General features: G+C 53.8%; 16 protein-coding genes. 6 read left to right on the plus strand and 10 right to left on the minus strand.

Annotation, left to right across the window (positions count from 1 at the left end):
• Positions 1-104 precede the first annotated feature (104 nt).
• Positions 105-368, plus strand: coding sequence for a phosphoribosyl-ATP diphosphatase (locus F605_RS0107290; RefSeq protein ID WP_022865232.1), 264 nt, complete (start codon positions 105-107; stop codon positions 366-368).
• 8 nt (positions 369-376) lie between these two features.
• Complete coding sequence (gene hisG, locus F605_RS0107295; protein ID WP_022865233.1) at positions 377-1222, plus strand: ATP phosphoribosyltransferase; 846 nt, start codon at positions 377-379, stop codon at positions 1220-1222.
• Positions 1223-1308: 86 nt separating this feature from the next.
• On the opposite strand, the gene F605_RS10475 is transcribed toward hisG, so the two are convergent.
• Complete coding sequence (locus F605_RS10475; RefSeq protein WP_051132142.1) at positions 1309-2439, minus strand: DUF3866 family protein; 1131 nt, start codon at positions 2437-2439, stop codon at positions 1309-1311.
• Between the two features lie 64 nt (positions 2440-2503).
• On the opposite strand from F605_RS10475, the gene F605_RS10480 reads away from it, so the two are divergent.
• From F605_RS10480 to F605_RS0107320, 4 genes are read left to right on the plus strand one after another with little or no spacing between them, the layout of a single operon-like run.
• On the plus strand, positions 2504-2830 hold the full coding sequence (locus F605_RS10480) for a hypothetical protein (protein WP_040765434.1): 327 nt from the start codon (positions 2504-2506) through the stop codon (positions 2828-2830).
• A complete protein-coding gene (locus tag F605_RS0107310) occupies positions 2831-5629 on the plus strand; it encodes a DEAD/DEAH box helicase (protein ID WP_027723692.1) in 2799 nt (932 codons plus the stop codon).
• Positions 5614-7206 (plus strand): apolipoprotein N-acyltransferase, encoded by a 1593-nt coding sequence (lnt, locus tag F605_RS0107315; protein WP_027723693.1) that lies wholly within the window; start codon positions 5614-5616, stop codon positions 7204-7206. Before F605_RS0107310 ends, lnt begins: the two co-directional genes overlap by 16 nt.
• Before the next feature lie 16 nt (positions 7207-7222).
• Positions 7223-7960 (plus strand): polyprenol monophosphomannose synthase, encoded by a 738-nt coding sequence (locus F605_RS0107320; protein ID WP_022865234.1) that lies wholly within the window; start codon positions 7223-7225, stop codon positions 7958-7960.
• Between the two features lie 99 nt (positions 7961-8059).
• Here F605_RS0107320 and F605_RS0107325 read toward each other — a convergent pair whose 3' ends face one another.
• The 9 genes from F605_RS0107325 to tkt form a co-directional block, all read right to left on the minus strand.
• Complete coding sequence (locus tag F605_RS0107325) at positions 8060-8422, minus strand: RNA polymerase-binding protein RbpA (RefSeq protein WP_022865235.1); 363 nt, start codon at positions 8420-8422, stop codon at positions 8060-8062.
• Between the two features lie 116 nt (positions 8423-8538).
• Complete coding sequence (locus tag F605_RS0107330) at positions 8539-9249, minus strand: L-ribulose-5-phosphate 4-epimerase (RefSeq protein WP_022865236.1); 711 nt, start codon at positions 9247-9249, stop codon at positions 8539-8541.
• Positions 9250-9259: 10 nt separating this feature from the next.
• Entirely contained in the window at positions 9260-10924 is a 1665-nt protein-coding gene (locus F605_RS0107335; RefSeq protein ID WP_022865237.1) for a ribulokinase, read from the minus strand.
• A gap of 61 nt (positions 10925-10985) precedes the next feature.
• A complete protein-coding gene (locus tag F605_RS0107340) occupies positions 10986-12347 on the minus strand; it encodes a sn-glycerol-1-phosphate dehydrogenase (protein ID WP_022865238.1) in 1362 nt (453 codons plus the stop codon).
• Positions 12348-12374: 27 nt separating this feature from the next.
• A complete protein-coding gene (locus F605_RS0107345) occupies positions 12375-13946 on the minus strand; it encodes an FGGY-family carbohydrate kinase (protein WP_022865239.1) in 1572 nt (523 codons plus the stop codon).
• A 115-nt stretch (positions 13947-14061) separates the two neighbouring features.
• Positions 14062-14922, minus strand: a complete 861-nt coding sequence (locus F605_RS0107350; RefSeq protein ID WP_022865240.1) for an HAD-IIA family hydrolase — start codon at positions 14920-14922, stop codon at positions 14062-14064.
• 75 nt (positions 14923-14997) lie between these two features.
• Positions 14998-16014 (minus strand): DUF7973 family transport facilitator, encoded by a 1017-nt coding sequence (locus tag F605_RS10485; RefSeq protein WP_231725814.1) that lies wholly within the window; start codon positions 16012-16014, stop codon positions 14998-15000.
• 101 nt (positions 16015-16115) lie between these two features.
• The gene (locus F605_RS0107360) at positions 16116-16607 is read right to left on the minus strand and encodes a ribose-5-phosphate isomerase (RefSeq protein ID WP_022865242.1); all 492 of its coding nucleotides are present in this window, start codon (positions 16605-16607) and stop codon (positions 16116-16118) included.
• 91 nt (positions 16608-16698) lie between these two features.
• Positions 16699-18798 (minus strand): transketolase, encoded by a 2100-nt coding sequence (tkt, locus tag F605_RS0107365; RefSeq protein WP_022865243.1) that lies wholly within the window; start codon positions 18796-18798, stop codon positions 16699-16701.
• Positions 18799-18846: the final 48 nt, after the last annotated feature.

The following is an 18846-nucleotide window of genomic DNA, read 5'->3' on the forward strand; positions in this document are numbered from 1 at the left end:
CGTAAATATTCTGCCTATGCCCCAGGCGGCAGGTTCCTACTAACCGATTCCTGCCAACTGGAGCCGGAAGGCAAGATTTTTCAAAACCCACTAACCTTAAAGCTATGAAGAGTTTTGAAGAGTTATTTACGGAGTTGCAGGAAAAAGCAACCACCCGTCCTCAGGGGTCTGGCACCGTGAAAGAGCTAGACGCCGGGGTACACGCTATCGGGAAGAAAATCGTAGAAGAGGCGGCCGAAACTTGGATGGCCGCCGAATACGAAAGCCAGGACGATTTTTGTTTAGAGATCTCCCAGCTGCTTTATCACGCTCAAGTGATGATGATCGCTAAAGGGGTTAGTCTCGAAGACGTCTACCGCAAACTGTAAGGAAACAAATGTTAAGAATAGCTGTTCCCAATAAAGGTGGTCTTTCAGATCCGGCCATCAGACTTCTTTCCGAAGCTGGATACCGTACCCGGCGCCGGGGTCGAGAGCTCCATATCACCGATCAAAGCAACCAGGTCGAAATATTTTTTCTCCGTCCGCGCGATATTGCCCAATACGTAGGTGCCGGTTTTATCCAAGCCGGGATTACCGGACGTGACCTGCTAGCAGATTCGGGAGTCAAAGCCGAAGAAGTACTAGCATTAGGATTTGGTTCCTCTACTTTCCGTTTTGCGGCGCCCCAAGACACCATGAGCTCGGTTCAGGATCTAAAGGGTAAACGCATTGCCACTTCTTTTGACCGGATTGTGCAAGACTATTTAGCTTCACAGCAGGTCAAAGCCGATACGGTACACCTAGATGGGGCCGTCGAGTCTTCTGTTCGCCTCGGGGTAGCGGACGCAATCGCGGATGTAGTAGAAACCGGTAACACCCTGCGGGCAGCCGGGCTGGAAGTATTTGGCGAACCTTTGATGCAATCAGAGGCGGTATTAATCGCTAATCCGCAGGCTACCGGAAGCGCGGGTCTGCAAGTTCTTCAGCAGCGCCTCCAGGGGGTGCTCAATGCTCGCAACTATGTGTTGGTGGACTACAACGTTCACCGAGATCTGTTGGATAAAGCCGTCAATTACACTCCCGGAATTTCTTCCCCCACCATATCTTCCCTACAAGATAGCCACTGGCTAGCGGTGCGGGCACTGTGTAAACGCTCCGAAGTTCACGCGGTGGTTGATCAGCTCCACGCCCTGGGCGCAGAAGGAATTCTGGTTACCCAGCTACTATCGGCTCGGATCTAGCTGGAGCCGCGCCGCGGGGATGGACTACTCTTAACTGGTACTTTGTTACCTTGGGTTTTCCCGAAGGATTCCCCTGAAACTTTAGGCTAGGCAAGCTGCGCGGCGAGGCGTCCGGCTGCGGCAGCAGCTAGGAAGGGAGCCGCATCTTCCTCCAGGCCTCGTCGCATTGTCGACAGTTTCACCGGGCAGTTACTTAAGACCTGATAGAGTCCGGCGGTTGGACATTTCTGCACCCGGTGCCGGGAACTAATCAGTGCCAGTTGGGAGTCCACCAATTTAGTGAATTCACTGTTTAGGAGAGGTTTTTGCCCTTCGCCTTCGTAGGTGAACTCCGGTAGTGCCACGGTAAGGGGTATGGGCGTAAAGTCGGACAGAATTCGCAAACTATGATGCGAGATTCCCTGGTGGCGCGGCCGGGGATCAGCTGCTGACATCCGCAGGGCACAAATAGCTTTTCCCCCTCCTGCAGCCGCCTGGGTCAGGAACGCAGAAAGATCAAAACCGGAGTAACCGTAGGGGGTGCCGCTACCGGCATTCCCTGGGCCTTGTCCCACAATCGCGATATCGGCTACTAACACCTGCCGGGCTGCCAATAGCGCCGAAAAAGTATTGATCGCTTCCAGATCACCCCCAAATGCCTGGCCAGCGGTGATCACCGCCGATAGCCAGCCATTTTCGCGCAGTGAGGTAATGTTACGGGAGAAAAATGCCGGGAGCGCCCCGCCCTCGGTGTACACATAAACGATTTTCGCTGCCGGATTTTCTGCCCTGACCCCGGCGATCACTGCGGGAAGCTGGGAATGCAAATCAATCCCTACTACCGGCATTCCCTGCAGGTTTTCCGCCTGCCGCATCTGCTGGTGATAAGGCGATTCTTGTTCCTCAACCGCGGAAACCATGTACTGGCTAGGGGTATAACGCGCCTTCATAATGTGACCTTCATTAGCAGGCAATACGTCTTCCGGTAGACGGTCACAAAGTGCGGTTACCAGTGCGAACCCGCCGGTTCCTAAGTTCTTCTGTAGGGGAGAACAATCGCAGCGTACCGTGTCTCCCGCTTTAACTTCCCCGTTTAAGGCCGGATAGTTTAAGGCCCGGAGAGTATGCCCGGTTAAAAACTGTTGCGCTCCACTAGGATGAGCGCAAATCTTGAGCGTGAGTTCTTGCGTGGCTTTAAAGTTGCGGACAGCTGCCACCTGTCCTTCCCGTAACATCATGTTTTATATTCTAGTGGTCTTTGTCGGAGTGACCGCCAGCGTCGGAAACAGGTAGGCTTAGGGTATGCATGGGTTTTTAGTAGCGCTGTGGACGCTGGGGATTCTCGCGGCAATAATTTGTCCGATCGTCATGTTTATCTGGCTATTCCGCAAAGCCAATGCCACTTTAAATGTTTTCGGGGAACAAGTTCAGCAGGTAAGTTCCCCGCTAGAGAACTTGCAAGAGGCCGCGGAGCTTCCGGCACTCCGCCCGGCCGGAGCCAGCGGAGATCCCCAAGTATTAGCGCAGGCGCGCGCAGTGCGCGCGGAAATAGCGGCCACTCGGCGTGCTCGTCGCTACGCCCGTCTAGCAGCAGCCAAAGCTCGCTGGGAGAAATTGGGGCTGGTGTAGGTGCCGCGTAGGCGTAAACGAAAAAAACCTGCTCCTCCAGGTGCGGGAGACTGGGATTCTCTTAGCGCGGCTGAAAAGTTAGCCACTTTCAAACGTACCCAGATAAAGGGAGAAGCTGCTAGTTTCGCTGCCCGTTTTGATTTTCCCTTTGATGATTTCCAAGTTCGTGCCCTTCGCGCCCTCGAGAGTAATAAATCTGTACTGGTGGCTGCCCCTACCGGTTCCGGTAAAACCTTAGTGGGGGAGTTCTCCCTGTTCTTGGCGTTAAAACGCGGGGTGAGAGCTTTTTATACCACCCCGATCAAGGCGCTTTCTAATCAAAAATTTAGGGATTTTTCTGCCACCTACGGCAGTGAAAATGTGGGACTACTGACCGGAGATATCTCCGTTAACCCCTCAGCTCCTCTGGTGGTGATGACCACTGAAGTACTACGCAATATGCTCTACCGCGAAGATGGGCGCCTGGATGATTTAGGGTTTGTGGTTCTCGATGAGGTGCATTATCTTGCTGACCGTTATCGCGGGCCAGTGTGGGAAGAAGTCATTTTGCATCTGGGCGCGCAAGTGAAAGTAATCGCCTTGTCGGCCACGGTGTCGAATGCTGAAGAGTTTGGACAGTGGCTACGCCAAGTGCGCGGGGATGTCGAAATTGTGGTTTCGGAGAAACGTCCAGTACCGCTTTACCAGCATATGCTGGTAGGAGGGCGACTTTTCGACCTGGAAGTGAAGTCTTCTGGTGGCAAAACCAAACTTAACCCGGCGTTGCTGGCAGTGACCCGTCGCTCTCTAGGGGAGTCCCGCCGCGGCCAACATACCTCATTGCCCGCAGCAGTTGGGGAGTTAAACACCAGAGGTCTACTGCCAGCGATCATCTTTATTTTTTCTCGCGCCCGCTGCCAAGAAGGACAAAAACAGCTGGTAGCAGCGGGAATAGATCTAACTAGTCCCGCGGAGAAACGCCAAATCTCTAAGCGGCTGGAGGAAATCAGTGAAAATATTCCTCCCGGTGATGTCCTCGCCTTGGGATTGGATACCCTTTTCGAGGGACTGAGGCGAGGAATCGCGGTGCACCATGCGGGCCTACTTCCGGTACTTAAAGAAGCAGTAGAGAAGATGTTCGCTGCCGGACTACTGAAAGTGGTGCTGGCTACCGAAACTTTGGCGCTGGGAATCAATATGCCGGCGCGTTCAGTGGTGATCGAATCCCTTCGCAAATGGGATGGCCATGAATTCGTAATGCTCTCGGCCGGGCAATATACCCAGCTTACCGGGAGAGCCGGCAGGCGCGGGATCGATACTTTGGGGCACGGGATCGTAATATTTCGTCCCGGCATGGAACCAGCTACGGTCGCCGCACTCGCCTCAAAACGTACCTACCCGCTGAAATCAGCTTTCAGTCCCACCTACAATATGGCGGTTAACCTGCTGGAGCAAGGAACCTTGGAAGGGACTCGGGATGTTTTGCGACGCTCTTTTGCACAATTCCAGGCAGACCGGGCAGTAGTGGGAAAAGCACAGCAGGCAGCCGAAAAGCAACGGGAAGCCGATGAAATTGTTGCGGGAAAGTCCTTGGAATGCTCCTATGGGGATATATACGAATACGTAAGGATTAAGAGCGAGCTTGAGGCTCGCGATGCCCGCCACGCTCAGCTGCTCGCTCGCGAGCAGGCGCGGCGCCGCTGGGAACTATTTAGTTCCCTAAAACGCGGGGATGTATTGGCTTATAAAGATGGTCGCCGCCCGCGGCACGGGATTGTGATGAAAAAATCGGGGACCCGTACCGGGGAAACCACTTTGACAGTACTGGCTGATAACGCCAAGCTACGTGAGTTTTCCAGTAATGGCTTTGTTGGCGGATTAGCCCTGGTGGGGCAGATGTGGGTGAAAGATTACTCGGAACGTAAACCGCGCGACCGCCAACGCCTCGCGTCCAAGCTCCGCACCGCGGTGCGAGAGGGGATATTTACCGATCCGGAGCCTGCTAAACCTAGTGAGGAAGAGGCGGCTACCCCCGCAAAGACAGCAGTATCAAGTCTGAAAAGTTCCTCTCCGGTACCGGAAATTAATGGCCGGGAGCTAGCAGAACTGAGCGAACTGGAACTGAGCGAGCTGCTGGCGCGCCACCCCGCGGCCAGTTGTCCCCAGTTAGATAGCCATCTTAAGAAGGCCTCCCGGTGGGCGCGTCTAGAACGGCAGGCTGCCCGCTTGCGACGCCAAGTCGATGTTTCGGAGGGAGCGCTGGTTGATACCTTTGACCGGGTAGTTAGCGTCCTAAGCGAGTTGGGGTATCTAGATCCGCAGGGACAAGTGACCGAATCTGGGGCGGTGCTGTGCCGAATATATAGCGAATATGATCTACTCCTGGCGCAATGCGCCCTAAAAAATATTTTTGCGGGGCTTAATCCGGCGCAACTAGCGGCAGCCTGTTCGGCTGCTAGTTATGAGGCGCGGCGGGAAGAAGCAGGAGCTCCGGTACCAGCGGCCTTGAAATCGGTGGTTAATCAGATCGAAGAGTTGGCGGCGGATTTGCGCCAGGTGCAAACCGAACTGCAAGCCCCTCAGCTGCCGCAATCGTCCTCGGCGCTGGTGGCAGCGACTTACGCCTGGGCTCAGGGCAAACCACTGTCGGTGGCCTTAGAGGCCGCCCCTATCGAGGCCGGGGATTTTGTGCGCGCGATGAAACAGCTGCTAGATGTGCTACGGCAGCTGGAAATGGTGGGCAGTGTGGAAACCTCGGCTACCGCCCGTAAAGCTCAAAAGTTGATTTTGCGCGGAGTGGTGGCATGGTCAGATATTTAATAAATGGTTTTTGGGCGCTTCTGGCTGCCATAGCCATTGCAGCAGGTATGCTCTTGGCTTTCCCTTCGGCCTGGGGATCCCATTGGCTAGGCGCCTGGTTAGCTCTCGGACTATGGCTATTAATTCTGCGCCGGGCGCGCCGCAGATACGCCCTAGTGATCTCTAGTCTGGCTTCTTTGCTATTTTTCTTGGTGTTATTCCGCTGGGTGGCGATCTCACTTACCTTTGCTACACCCTGGATTGCGCTGGCTCTTTTTGAAACTCTATTTCCCACCCTGTGGGCGGTATTAGTTCTGGCTACCCGTAAACTGACCAGCCCGCTATGGACTTTTTGGACGGCCTTTTCTTTTGCCGGTATTGAAGCTTGGCGAGCATGCTTTCCCTGGACGGGAATGCCCTGGGGGATGCTAGGATTTTCGCAGGTAGATAGCCCTATGAAGGGATGGATTCCACTCCTGGGCGAAAACGGGATGGCCTTCCTTATGGTGGGGATAGTGGCGGCGCTAGTTAGCGTGAATTGGAAAATCTCGATGCCCAATCTGGCTGTTGCCGGTCTGGCGCTGGTGCTAATCATTTTTTCGGGGGTGGGTTTGCCTTCTCTACCCAACTCGCAAGATTCTCCCCGGATAAAGGTGGCGGCCATGCAAGGGGGCGTCTCTTGGCCGATTGGCCCTACCTATGCGCATCCCGGCACCATCTTGTCTGGACATATGGCGCGAGCGCGAGCCAGTGATTTGCACGGCACCCAAGTGGTTTTATGGGGGGAACAGGCGGCAGATATCGATCTGCGCTCTGATGCTCAGTGGGCGGAGGAACTACGCTCCTGGCAGGAAAATCTGCGGATTCCCATTATCTTTGGCACCTTAGTTTATGAGGAAAAAACCACCTCTAACCGGGTAGTAAAACTGGAGGACGGCAAATTTTCGCAGATCTATACCAAGCGGGAACCGGTGCCTTTTGGGGAGTTCCTCCCAGCTCGCCCCCTGATCTCTAAGCTTTTCCCCGAACAGGTAAAAATGCTGCCGCGCGATATGGTACCGGGAAAGTCTCCGGGAGTTACTCCCATTGGTGATGCGCAAGTGGGGGCAAACATCTGTTTCGAAGTGGCGGTTGATGCGCTGGTGCGCGATACGGTGCATGCGGGCGCGAATCTACTTTATTTCCCCACTAATAATTCTTCTTTTGGCTACTCCTACCAGTCCCGGCAACAGCTCCAGATTGCCCGCTTCCGCGCCCTAGAATATGATCGTTCATCTGTGCAGGTCGCAGTGGGGGGAGTGAGCGCTCTGATCAATCCGGAAGGTCAGGTAGTATCCCAATCCGGGCTTTTCCGGGCAGATACTTTAAAAGCGGCGCTGCCTTTGCGGGATACTCTCACCTGGCAGGCACGTATTGGGGCCGCGGTGAACAGCATTTTCCGTTTCGGAATTCTAATTGGGCTGGCATTGGTGGGAGCAGCCCTGATTTTCTTAAAAATACAAAAACGCAGCTTTCAAGGCGCTAAGTTTTCCCCTGGAAGAGGACGCAAAATAGCGGTGAATAAGAGCAGAGCAGAGGAAACAGAAAAAACTTTTTGAAAGGACCAGAAAAGAAATGACAGATACCGTAATCGCGATTCCTACCTACAACGAATTAGAAACTCTGCCCCGGCAGGTGGCAAAACTACGTCGCGAAATTCCGCAAGCGGACCTGGTGATTGTGGACGATAATTCTCCCGACGGCACCGGGCAGCTGGCGGAGGAGCTAGCAAGTAAAGATAGGGGAGTGAAGGTACTGCACCGGAGGGAAAAAGCCGGGTTAGGCCCGGCATATTTGGAGGCTTTCTCTTGGGCACATGAGGCTGGATACTCCTGGGTAGTGCAGATGGATGCAGATGGTTCTCATCGGGTACGCGACCTGAAAAAACTGCTAGCCCGCCGGTTGTGCCCGAGTGAGCCGGATCTGGTGATTGGTTCGCGTTGGATAAGAGGAGGTCGCCTCCAGGGTTGGTCAAAGTTACGGGAGGCGCTTTCGCGAGCCGGTAATGCCTATATTGGGGCACTATTGCGTCTGGGGATCAGGGATGCAACCGCCGGTTTTCGGGTTTATCGGCTAGATTTTCTTAGTCGTCTGGGACTAGAGGATCTAGATTCCCGCGGGTATTGCTTCCAAATAGATATGACCCGACGGGCAGTAAAAGCCGGAGGAAATATTGTGGAAGTACCCATCACTTTCCAAGAACGCGCGGCCGGAGCCTCCAAAATGTCTAGCGCTATTATCTTGGAAGCCCTGGCAAAAGTGACCCGTTGGGGACTAGCTGACCTATTTAAGGCGCCAGCTGCGCGCAGCTAACGCCTAGGAAGCAACCCCAGCAGGGAATTGATATTCTAGATACCCGCCCCAGGTGCGGGTTTGCAGCACCGCATAGTTTAGTTAAAGCAGGGGATTTGACTAGCGGTAATGCACCCCGTCCATTAGTGCCCCTGAATGCAGGACTTCCAGCTGTTCTTTTAGCAGTTGCTGCAGTTCTTCTTCACTGCGACGCTCCATGAGCATATCCCAGTGGGTACGCTGCGGACGTAAAGGCTTAGAATCTTCTTCTTCTGCGGGTTCTTCGTATTGCAGTTCACCGGTTTCCCCGCATTTGCATTCCCATTCGGCGGGCGCGGCGACCTCGGCGGCAAAAGTCATGTGGAAACGGTGACCATTAGGGCAAATGTAGAGGCTTTCGCGGCGTTCTGCGAATACTACGCCGTCCTCTGTTTCTAGGCTTTTTGACCCGATACTCGTTCCGCGTAGTGCCCGCTCTGCCATAGTTAACCTCTCTTTGCTGCCTGTGCTCGCTACCCAGCTAATACCGCCCTATTCTAACAGCTCAGCCGATGGGCAAAAAAGCTAGCATGCTCTTTTGCCCACCGGCGAAACTAAAACTATTTAACGGGAGGCTGACCGTAGACGTTTTGGTAACGCTCGTACAACGAATCGATATGACGCGATTCAATCGGACATAGCTCACCCAGAGACCGGGCAATCGCTACTGTCTTGGCTACTTCTTCTACCATGACTGCAGCCTTGACTGCAGCTTTAGCATCCTTACCAATAGTGAACGGCCCGTGGTTGGCCATTAAAACTGCGGGAGAGCGGGAATCTTTCAAGGTTTCAACAATCCCGCGTCCGATGGAATCATCCCCGATGATCGCGAAGGGACCGACCGGGACTTCCCCGCCGAACTCGTCACCCATCATGGTTAGCACACAGGGAACCGGCTGCTGCACGGCAGCAAATGCCGTAGCGTAGGGGGAGTGGGTATGAACCACGCCCCCTACTTCATTCATATGCCGATAAACATAGGCGTGAGCCGCAGTATCTGAAGAAGGCTGCAGCTCCCCGGAGGTGTCATCATCCAGCTTGTTACCCTCTAGATCGCAGACCACCATGGTAGCGGCCGATAGCTCATCGTAACGTACCCCCGAAGGTTTGATTACGAATAAATCGGCGCCCTCCACCCGCTGCGAAACATTCCCAGCAGTCCAAACCACCAGGTCATTGGCGGGCAGTTCCGCGTGTAAAGCGGCAACTACTTCGCGGGTAGCTGCTACCTGCTGACGAATCTCCGCGGGTAGTTCATTTACGTGAGGCATATTTTCTCCTTTAGTTTCCGCGGTGTACCTGCGCTCTAATCGCTTTCAAGTTGCGCATCACTTTAGTGCCGCCCCGGCCGAAGAAGTCATGCATTTCTTTAAAGGCGGCATAGAGTTCACGATAGGCTTCCACATTTTCAGGGATCGGCTCGTAGGCATGGGAAATCTTCTTACCCATGGCCGCGGAAGCCGCAAAAATATCTGGGTATTGTCCATCGGCAACCGCCGCGAATACCGCGGAGCCCAAGGCGCCCGCTTGGTCAGTGGCAGAAATGGAAATCGGCAGTCCGGTAATATCCGCGTACATCTGCATGTACAACTTATTCTTTAGGAGCCCTCCGGCTACTACGATCTCGTTAATATCGACCCCGTGTTCGATGAAGTTGTCGATAATGACCTTCGCCCCGAAAATAGTGGATTCCAGCAGGGCGCGATACATTTCCTCGGGAGTAGTGGTGAGGGTCATCCCTAGCATCATTCCCGACAGGCGCGCATCGGCCAGAATGGAACGGTTTCCGTTCCACCAATCCAAAGCTAAGAGGCCGTGTTCCCCGATTCTTTGTTCCGCGGCTTTTTCAGTAAGCAGGTCATGGATATTAATGCCCCGTTTCTGGGCTTCCTCGCGGTAGCTGGCGGGTACACACTGGGTGGTAAACCAAGAGAAAATATCTCCCACCGCGGTTTGACCAGCCTCAAAGCCCCACTCACCATCCACGATACCGCCATCGACTACCCCGAAAGTTCCCGGTACATCCGCGTAATCATGGGCAGAAACCACGAAACAAGTAGAGGTACCAGCAATTGCGGTTAACACCCCGTTTTCGGTAGCTCCCACGCCGGCCGCATGCACATGCGCATCAATATTGCCGGAGCAGACGGTGATCCCCGCTTTTAGTCCCATTAGAGAGGCAGCCTTTTCGGTAAGCTCTCCGACTTTGGAGCCCAATGGCGCGATCGGTGCCGACATTTTTTGCTCGAAGACCTCGCCGAATCCGGGAGCTAGCGCCTCCAAGTATGCTTTATCGGGGTACTTTCCATCCTGGTACATCCGCTTATACCCACTGGCTCCAGCAGTTTGAGTGTGCACCCCGGTCATTTTCCAGGTTAGCCAATCCATGATATCGGTAATTACTTCGGCTGCCTGGTATACCTCGGGGGCTTTCTCATACAGTTCCAGCATCTTGGGTAGTGCCAGTTCGGAAGAAAGCACCCCGCCATAGCGGCCAAGCCAGGGTTCGTTGCGCTCTTTTGCCAGCGCTACGATCCGGTCTGCCTGGTCTTGGCCGCCGTGGTGTTTCCACAGCTTAATATAGGCGTGCGGGTTGTTTTTAAACTCTTCCTTTTCGCAAAGCGGGGCGCCTTCCTCATCGGTAACGACCAGGGAAGCGGAGGTAGTGTCTAGACCGATAGCCACCACGTCCTTAGGATCAACCCCAGATTCCTTGACTGCCCGCGGAACCGCACTGGCCAGCACCGCAATATAATCAGCTGGCACCTCCAGGGCGAACTCGGGAGGTAGCGCCTGTCCATCGCCCGCGGTGAGAGTCTTATCCATAACTCCGTGGGCGTACTCGGTGACGGCGGAAGCTAATACCTCGCCATCACTTACCCGCACCACTACCGCGCGTCCGGACAGGGTACCGAAATCTATTCCGATTACATATTTATTTTCCATTGCAGGCTCCATTGCTTTGCGATTTTCGAAGAGTCTTGATACTTGACAACTAACTATTTAACTAGTTAGCGTGCCGATGTTTCCCCCAGAATCCTTCCGGGCTAAACAAACGATCGATTACCTCGTCAAGAGCGTTGAGATCCATCAGAATATCCAACACCGTGTAGCGCGAACGAATCATCTGCGCCTGGCGGTGGGTCTTGCGGAAACGATCCCAATCGATCTTGATCATTTCGGGGTGATAGGGCGCACCGGCTTTACGCAAGTTTTCTTGCGCTTCCTCCGGTGAGATCAGCTGCTTAGAACAGATTTCTTTGATCTCGCTCCATTTTTCTTTCAGCAGTTCTAAGCGCTTACGAAGTTCTTCCCCTTCTAAGTGCTTGTTAAGGGAGTGTTTCTTCGCTTCACCCTGGATACTGGGAATGATTAGTTGTTCTACCTTGGCTAAGACCTCGGCTTCGCTGGGGGCATTGGCTACTACTTCGTCAATATCCAGGTTGGGAATATCCATCGCCAAGAACTCTTCCCAAATCGCCAGAGAGGCTACGGTGCCGACTCCGACTTTGAAGCCGTGAGACAGCGGCGGCTCCCAGTCGAGGCCGTGTCCTTCCATTTCCCAGGTGTGGGAGAACTGGTGACCAGCCCCCGAGGCGGGGCGAGACGATGACAGGGCCTGCATGGCGAGCCCGGACATAATATTGCCTTCGGCTAACCCTTCGATGGCATCCCGATCACCCTTGGCAGCACCTTCCGGATCGGATAGGGCCCCCCGCAAGGGTCCTTGCACCAAGGACCAGGTGTAGTCATCTACAGCTTCCACGCCGAGGCGATCGGCCAGCAGCCAGTCGGCTCCGGCGGGGATCTTTTCAATCAGATCCCCGTAACCGGTAGCGGTCAGGCGCTGGGGGGCCGCGGCGATTACATCTAGATCAGCCACCAACCCCGCAGGAGCTGGGCACTCGCGAGTAATCTTGAAACCGTCTTTGGTGATGGAGGCGCCAAATGCCGCGTAGCCATCTACCGAGGCCGCGGTGCAGACATTCATATACTGACGTCCCAGTTCTCCACTGGCCAGTTTACACAGGTCATTTAGGGTTCCGGAGGCAATGGAACAGATCACGGTGTCATCGAGATCTTGTAGTATTTCCCGAACTTTAATTACATTCTCGTAACCGGCATACAAAGTAGGTTTACCGGGGAAAACGTAGGGGTCGTGCATCGGCACCCCTGCCGCTTTGAGGGAGTCTACTACTCCCTTTCCGGCTGCGCCAAAGGTGTTCTCATCCGCTACTACCAGGGCTGTTTTCCCGGGAAAGAGGCGGGCGAACAGCGGGCCGGTTTCCTTTAGTACCCCAACGCCGAACTCGATATCTTTAGTGTCGCTAGCAGTCTCTAGTGCGGTTGCGATCAATTCGTTTGTCATTGATACTTCTTTCTTTATTTTTTTGGATTATTCACCGGCGGCCACATGGTCAACTACCTCATGGGTCAGCTCTTGCATCGCCGGGTAGCTTTCCATGTATTTTTGCAGGTAGAATTGGTATTCTTCGTGGGTTTTCGGATTGGGTTCAATCCGCTCGGTCTCGTGCACCATATTGGCGGCAGCCTCTTGGATATTGGCATATTGCCCAGATCCCACGGCCGCTAAAATACAGGTACCGAGCACGACCGCGTCGCCAACTTCGGTCTTTACCAGCGGCTTTCCGGAAACATCGGCGTGCATCTGCATCCACAGCGGCGACTTGGTGGCACCACCACACACGGTTACCTGGTCAAACTTAAATCCGGCATCTTCCATCTTCTTAAAGTTGAAGGCAGTACCAAAGGCCACTGCCTCCATAATCGCATGGTAAACATGTAGCGGAGTATGCGAAAGCGACAGCCCCCACATGATTCCCCGGGCTTTGGAGTCGGTATAGGGAGTACGGTTACCCTGGAAGTACTCGTTAATAATTAGCCCGTCTGAGCCCGGTGCGATTTCAGCGCATTTACGATCCAAAATCTCGTAGGGGTTAACTCCCACGGTTTCGGCACTCCTTACCAGGTGCTCACAAAAACCTTCTTTAAACCATTTCAAAACAGAACCGGAAGATACTAGTGAGCCTTCCAAAGTGTATTGACCAGGAAGAACTCCGTCAGTGTAGGAGCCCATAAAGCCGTTACCATAAACGGGCTTATCGGACTGTCCTGCAATAACGTGAGATGATCCGGTAGTTAGGGATACTCGTCCCGGCTGTACGGCGCCCAAGCCGATCTGTCCTGCCCAAGCATCAGCGCAGCCCTGAGCTACCGGAGTACCCGGTAGCAACCCTAGTTCTTGCGCTACCGATGGCAATAGTCCGCCGAGAGGGACCCCCAGGTCTTCTACCCGTTCCGGCATCTTTTCAAAAGCATCGCCGGCCCCGATTGCCTCGTAGTATTCTACCGGCCACCCGCCATAGTCGCGGTTATAGTTCATCCGCATAGAAGCGGAGTTAATGTTAATTGTCCATTCGCCGGTTAGACGATAGGTGAGCCAGTCGGGAGCATCTACAATCCGGTAGGCCTCTTTAAAGATTTCGGGCTCATTTTCTTGTAGCCAGGCCACCTTGAAGGGATACCATTCCGCGGTCGGGGGAGTGGTCTTACCTCCGTTATATAGGCGCGCCCAGTGATCCATATCCATTACCCGTTCCATCTGTTTGGTGGCACGCACATCCATCCACATAATGGCGCGGCGGATTTCTTTACCTTCCTTGTTGATGGGGACCACAGTCATGGTGGTGGCATCATAGCTAATACCCGCAATATGACGGGCGGGAATGCCGGTTTGGTCTAGCACTTTGCGAACCGAAGCTACCAGGGCTTCCCACCAGTCGGAGGGATCCTGTTCTGCCCATCCTGGATGGGGATGATAGGTGGGGTATCCGGTGGCGGCAAAGCCAATCGGGGTGCCCCGCAAATCAAAAATCGCGGCTCGGCACGATTCGGTGCCGTAGTCGATTCCCAGTAGGTAGGGACCTTCATAACCCGGTGCTACCATTTGTTCTCTCCTTAAACTTTGCGCCGGCATCATTGTCGGCGACTTTTGCGCGCAGCGGTGAGCGCATTTTTCTGGTTTTTAGGGTACTAAGCCTTTTTTTATTTAGTTATCGTCTTTAGTCGTCCTCTGCGGTCCAACCGTTTTCTTCCCACACCGCGGCAGGAATCAAGCGGTCAACGCGATCCAGTATGAAGTCGGGTTGATGTTCTTTCGGTAGCGCCAGTGCCTCTTCCATTGTGGAGTCTCCGGTAAGCGGCATCGCCGAAAACATCCCGGTTTTCTTGGCCATCTCGATATCGGTGTAAAGGCGATCGCCCACCATCATGCAGTGGCGGGGATTAACATCAAGGCCTTCAATGGCCACCTCTAGCATCACCGGTTCTGGTTTACCGGTAATAACCTGGCACTTGGTTTGAGTACAGGCTTCGATCGCGGCAATAATGGCGGCACAATCTGGTTCGCCGCGCCCGCCCGGGAAGGGGCAGTAGCGGTCAGGGTTAGTAGCCACCAAAATGGCCCGTTTATGGAACCAGATGGCGTCAAACGCTATCTGCAGCTTGCGATAGTCAAAGGTGCGGTCGTAGGACGCGATCACAATATCGATTTTTTCGGGATCATCACTGATTTTGATGCCCGCATCATGCAGAGCATCAATCAAAGGCTGCTCCGCAATCGGGAAGACGGTTTTGTCAGCGTGGTGATCTTTTAGCCAACGGGTCATCGTGACCACCGTGTTGGCAATATCTTCTAGGGGAGTGGGAATATCCATTCCTTCTAGTTTGTCTACATAAAGATGGGGGTCTTTGGTGGGATTATTCGACAGGAAACGCACCGGAATCTCGCGACGCCGCAGTTCCTCGATTAGTCTTTTCGCCCCGGGTAATAGGTGGTCTCCCAGATAAATGGTGCCATCCATATCGAAGATATAGGCATCATAAAACTCGGTGGGGAACTTTAAACCATTTCCTGTTTGCATCTGTTTTCCTCTCCAGCAGTTTTTGAGGTTGGGGTGGAAAGCAACTTCGCTTTCCACCCCAACGCTTAGTTATTTTCAGACCATTGCTGCCATTACCAGTAATCCCAAACCGCGCACGATGGTGTGGGAAATCCAAATAGATGAGGCGGGCGGGTCAATATGCGTATCGCCGCGGGCATACATCAACCTTTGAGCGAATTCGGCCAGACCCGCGGCCATCAATCCAAATACCACGGCGGCCAGCAGTGCCAAAAGCAGGCTGTTTCCTAAAATTGGGAACCAAACCATGGCTGCTAGACCAGCGGTAATCGTAATGTGGTGCGTCACCGGAATCTTGAAGCCGAGAATCAGCATCAAAATGGTGATAGCAGAAATACCGAAGGGCAGAGTCTGGGCATTAGCCAGCAATACCTTTTCGGTTTCGGGACTCACATGCGGAAGCAAGTAGGCGACGGTTAAGGTCAGCCCCCCGGACAATACCGAAGCGGCCACCCCGATAGTTATCCACTGGGAAGGCTTCTCCTGCCAGCGCAGCCAGCATTCCTTATCGGTAAGCTGGGAAGTCCAGTTAAAGATCCCGCTCTTACCGAAGACTAGCCGGACTACTAGGGAAGACAACAAAACCGTTAATGCTACGGTGTCGGTGTTGTGACCAAACCAAGGAATCAAGCGGATACAGCGTTCTACCAGGTAGCCACCCAAGCCGAAAGCAGCACCGATCCAGAGCATGGTCGGATTACCAAAACCGGCGGGCGAGGTATCAATATCCTTACCCTTCTTATCTCCTAATAGCCCCAGTTTTCCGGCGTAGGCATGAGCAGCTACTGCACCTGCGAAGCAAATGTGGGGACCGAATACCGGTCCGAACGCCATATAGTTAAGGACAACATCGCTTCCCGTGGTGGCAGCTACCGCAAAGCCTAGGAACACGGAGAAACCGGTCATTACGAAGGCCCAGTTACCACCGATTCCGGCCCCGATCATTCCCCCGCCAATGGCACAGATTGCCCAAAACAGCGAGAATCCAGCTGAGGGGCCAAAGGAGTTAACAAAGTCGCTCGCTTGCGCCGCCATTTGTATTGTTTCGATCATGTCTTTTTTACCTTTATTCAGATAGGGTTTGGCAAAAATTGCCAAGCTTCAAATATCCCAAACTTGGCCCTTTCCGAGCCGAGAAGTTAGGGGAGTGGTAGCTAACTGCAGCTACCGGGAGTGGTTTCTCCATCGGTCTGCGGTACTTCGTAGTCGCAGATTTCCTGGACTTTCCGTGCCGAGTTAGACTGCGGGTCGAACTCGTAACCTAGCCATTCTTTAACTAAGCGCCGCGCGAGTTCGATGCCAATCACGCGCTGTCCCATAGTTAAAACCTGTCCGTTATTGGACTTAATCAGGCGTTCCACACTGAAGGAGTCATGTCCCACGCTAGCGCGAATACCGGGAACCTTATTGGCGACAATCGCCATCCCAATTCCGGTACCACACAGCAGCAAGGCACGATCTACTTCTCCGGCAGCAACCATGCGCGCACCTTTGATACCCACATGGGGGTAGTCAACGTCCTCGCCGGCTTTAAGCCCAATGTCAATTACTTTTTCTACGCGCTCGTCTGCCTCTAAATCTTTTTTGATTATTTCTTTATAGTCGACAGCGGCTGAATCTGCTCCGATTACTATTCGAAGTCCCATTATTTTCCTCCTCTGGTCATCAGCATTGATGACCTAAATTCTTTCTATACCACTTAGGGATATTCTCCCTACCAGTTCTGTAAACCTGCACTTATGAGCGCACGCGCTCCAACGAGCGTTTCGCAGCAGCAACCACGTGATCACTATCTAGTCCGTAATGGGCAAATAGCTCACCGGCCGCCCCCGGTAACCCAAAATCATCCAAGCCGATACTTTCTCCGTTGTCACCGACTAGGTCGCGCCAGGGATCAACTAAACCAGCTTCAATCGAGACTCGGGCTTTTACCGCTGCCGGCAGTACCTGCTCGCGGTAGTCAGCGTCTTGAGCTTTAAACCATTCCATACAGGGAACCGATACTACGCGGGCAGCAATGGATTCTTTTGCCAAAGTTTCGCGCGCCTGTAAAGCGTATTGCACCTCGGATCCGGAGGCCATTAGGATTACGTCCGGCTGCCCTGCGGTATCGGCCAATACATAGGCGCCCTTTTCTACATTCTTGGCGCTAGCCAGAGCCTGCGCTCCCGCACCTTCCATGTCTTCGCGCTCTACGATCGGTAAACCTTGCCGAGTTAATATCAAACCGGCCGGCCCGTGTTGACGCAGAATCGCCAGCCAGGAGGCGGCGGTTTCATTGGCATCCATAGGCCGCACAATCGCCAGGTTGGGGATTGCTCTATAGGACGTCAGATGCTCCACCGGCTGGTGGGTAGGTCCATCTTCCCCAACACCAATCGAATCATGAGTCCAAACATAAGTTACGGGGATATCCATCAGGGCAGCTAAACGGACTGCGCCCCGCATGTAGTCACTAAATACAAAGAAGGTTCCCCCGAACACGCGGGTAAGGCCATCCAGGGCAATCCCGTTCATAATTCCGCCCATACCGTGTTCGCGCACCCCAAAGTGCAGCACCCGACCGAAGGGGTTACCTTTCCACATGTCGGTTTGCGCCGATTCGGGGATAAAACTGGGTGCATCGGCAATCGTAGTGTTATTTGAACCTGCGAGGTCTGCGGATCCGCCCCAGTATTCCGGCATTACTGCGCCGATTGCGGAAATAACTTTCCCAGAGGCCGCGCGAGTCGCAAGGGATTCTCCGGCAGTAAATACCGGAAGCGCATCCTCGATACCCTCGGGAAGTTTGCCAGCAAGAATCCGCTCTAGCAGGTCAGTCTTATCCGGATTAGCCTGCTTCCAGGCGTCAAAGCGAGCATCCCAATCAGCATGAGCTTCCTGAGCACGCGCAGCGGCATTCTCCCGGGAGTGTTTTACGGCTGCTTCATCAACATCGAACGTTTTCTCCGGGTCAGCGCCCAGAACTTTCTTGAATTCCTTAAGTTCTGCTTCACCCAGTTTCGCGCCATGGATCGCCCCGGTGTTCTGCTTATTAGGCGAAGGCCAACCAATAATCGTGCGCAAGGCAATGATGGAAGGCCGATGCTTTTCGGCTTTAGCCGCATTTATTGCTTGGTCAAGCGCATTTACGTCCTCTTCGTATTTACCGTTCTCTGCCAGCCAATCAACGCGCTGGGTGTGCCAGCCATAAGATTCATAGCGCTTTAACACATCTTCTTGGAAAGACACATTGGTGTCGTCCTCAATAGAGATATGGTTATCGTCCCAGATCACTATGAGGTTGCCCAGATCTTGGACTCCGGCCAGCGAGGAAGCTTCACCAGAGATTCCTTCCTGTAGGCAGCCATCGCCTGCGATTACGTAAACATTATGGTCAAAGGGGCTTTCACCCACGGGAGTGTCCGCATCTAACATGCCGTGCGCCCGCCGGGAGGCCATCGCAAAGCCGACCGCGACCGCAAAGCCGGATCCCAGCGGTCCGGTGGTTACTTCTACACCCTTAGTATGTCCGTACTCGGGGTGACCAGGAGTATAGGAACCAAAGGTACGGAACTTCTTTAGATCGTCAAGTTCCATATTTTGCCCTGCCAGATACAACTGAATGTATTGCAAGAGCGAAGCATGTCCAGCAGAGAGGACGAAGCGGTCGCGTCCTAACCAATCTGAATCTTGCGGATCAAAACGCAGGTGCCGCTGGTAAAGCAAATATGCCGCCGCAGCTAGGGAAATCGGGGTTCCCGGGTGTCCGCTTCCGGCTTTTTCTACCGCATCGGCGGCTAGGAGCTTCGCCGTTTTAACTGCGCGTTGATCGAGTTCATTCCATTCAGTGCTCATATTTTTCCCTTCCATCATTGGATTTACTGGGTATTTACTCTGCTCTTG

This window comes from Varibaculum cambriense DSM 15806, from assembly GCF_000420065.1.
Classification (GTDB): domain Bacteria; phylum Actinomycetota; class Actinomycetes; order Actinomycetales; family Actinomycetaceae; genus Varibaculum; species Varibaculum cambriense.